We start from the raw sequence: 2,470 nt of genomic DNA on the forward strand, positions 1-2,470 counted from the left end.
ACCGTCCACGGCGTCCGCTTGTCGAGCAGGAGGTTCGTCGCCATGCCGGTCCTCCACAGTGCGGTCCGATGCGGGGTCGGCCGTTCGGGGCCGGCGTTCGGAGCCGGAGTGCCTGACTACAGACCTCGTCACATAATATTACCATTAGTCTCAATGATATCACCCTCGGTACAGAACCTCTTTCGGCGTGACCGATCAGCCCGGCGACGAGGGTATCCGGTGGTGGGATGCTTGTGTGGTGGCCGGCGGGGTGGATGAGGGCTGGGACTACTTCGTGTCGTACACGGCGGTTGACCGGCCGTGGGCGGAGTGGATTGCCTGGGTGCTTGAAGAGGCCGGCTATCGGGTGCTGGTGCAGGCGTGGGACTTCGCGCCAGGGGTGAACTGGGTAGTCGGGATGGACGAAGGGGTCTCGCGCGCTCGCCGCACGGTTGCCGTACTCTCGAGCGCCTACGCGGACTCAGTGTATGGGCGAGCGGAGTGGCACGCGGCGTGGGAAAGGGACCCAGCGGGCACGCGGCGTCTTCTACTGGTGGTCCGAGTCGAGGACTGCGCGCGACCGAGATTACTGGCCCAAATAACCTCCATCGACCTGTTCGGAAGGGCCGAATCGGTGGCACGGCTGGAGCTTGTACGCGCGGCCAGTCTTGCCGTCTCCGGTGAACGGAACAAACCGGACCGGGCGCCATTGTTTCCGTCCGATGCGCGCGCGGTGCCGTCACGGGGGCTGGCACTGCGAGCGGTGCCGTCGCCGGTGGAGTTTCCCGGCTCGGACCAGAGCCCACCGGCACATGCGCGGCGATCGGTGAATCTATTGCCTGCTGTTCCGCCGCGGTACGTCGAGCGCCGCGTGGACACGGCAGCGTTGCTGGACCTTTTGACCGACCCTCAGGGCGGGCCGGTACTGGGCGTGGTAGGTATGGGTGGCGCGGGCAAGTCGACACTGGCGCGGGTACTGGTGCGGGACCCCGCGGTACTGGCCGCGTTCCCGGACGGGATCGTGTGGGTGAACGTGGGCCCGGAGCCGCAGATAATCGCGATCCTCGCTGAGATCCTGACGTCCCTCGGGGACACCGCTCCGGTGTTCGACCCGGATTCCGGGGCCGAGAGGCTGCGACGGCTGCTGGCAGGAGCGGCCTGCCTGATCGTGGCCGACGACGTCTGGCAGGTCGACCTGCTGCGAACGCTGCCGCTGTCCAGCCCAGCGAGGTTGCTGGTCACGACCCGCACCCGGGAGGCGCTGTTTGCCGACAGCACCGTCTACGAACTGGGCGCGGTGGACGCGGGGACCGCTCGGCTCGTACTGGCCGCTTACGCCGGCTGCGCCGCCGATGAACTGCCGACCGAAGCAGAAGTGGTTCTTGGTCACTGCGGGGGCCTGGTGCTGGCGTTGGCGTTGGCAGCTGGGATGGTCGCGGGAGGACGGCGATGGGCAAGTGTCGCCGAACGGCTGCGCCGGGCAGAGTTGAACTGGCTGGCGGGCCAGTTCGCCGATTATCCCTACCCCGATCTGCTCGCCTCCCTGTACGCCTCGGTTAGTTCGCTTCGTGACGAACAGGCTGCGCGGCTCCGTGAACTGGCCGTGTTCGAGGGCCGGGGCCCGGTCCCGGCGTCCGTGGTTGCTGTGCTTTGGCGTGCCACCTCGGGCATGGACGACCTTGACTCTGATGATCTCATCGCTCTGTTTGGTCAGCGCTCGCTTATCCAGACAGACCCACGCGCGGGCACAGTCACCGTGCATGACCTGCTCATGAGGTACATCCGCACCAGCCTGCCCGCCGGTAGGCTGCCCGAGCTGCACGGACTGCTCGCCGAAAGCTTCCTAAGCCGATGGGGCGCTGTAGGTGATGGTCTTCCGGCCCTGCGGGGCGAGACATCACCCGACGGCGCCGACCGGTACGCGATCGCAGGAATGATCGCACATCTGTTGGCAGCTCACCGGCACGATTTGGTCGACGCTCTACTCACCGCCGAGGAGCAGGGCGGTGGAGATCGGCAAGAAAACGTCTGGTACAAAATTCACTACTACCTCGGCCTGACGGGTGCCTACCTGACGGGTATCCGTGCGGTGTGGCAGGACGCCGAGAGGATGACCGACCAGGCCGCCGCCGCGGAAATCCACGGCCCGGACAGCTTCGGTCGGGAAATCTTTTGCGCCCTCATTTTCGGATCGATCGCCAGTATATCCGCTAACATCCCGCCCCGGCTGCTTTCCCGCCTCGTCACCGAACGGTATTGGACGCCTGAGCAGGCTGTCTCATACGCTCACAGCATTTCTGACCCCGGTTCCCGCGCTGAGGCGTTGACCGCCCTCGTCCCGCACATACCGGGCGGCGCTCGCGGGCCAGTGGTCGCGGACGCGTTGGACACCCTTACCACCGTCGATGAGGCTCATTTTCGGGCGCGGGCGTTGACGGAGTTGGTGCCGTATCTGCCCGATGATGATCGAGAGCGGGTGCTGGGCCAGGCA

Annotated in this window: 1 protein-coding gene; it reads left to right on the top strand. The window is 66.2% G+C overall.

All coding sequences use genetic code 11. The annotated features are described in order from the left end of the window. Window positions 1-187: 187 nt before the first annotated feature. Window positions 188-2,470: TIR domain-containing protein (locus U9980_RS13145; protein ID WP_322768166.1), on the top strand; the 2,283-nt coding region annotated here is incomplete at its 3' end.

The sequence above is a fragment of the Protofrankia sp. Cr1 genome (genome assembly GCF_963555865.1).
Lineage (GTDB): Bacteria > Actinomycetota > Actinomycetes > Frankiales > Frankiaceae > Protofrankia.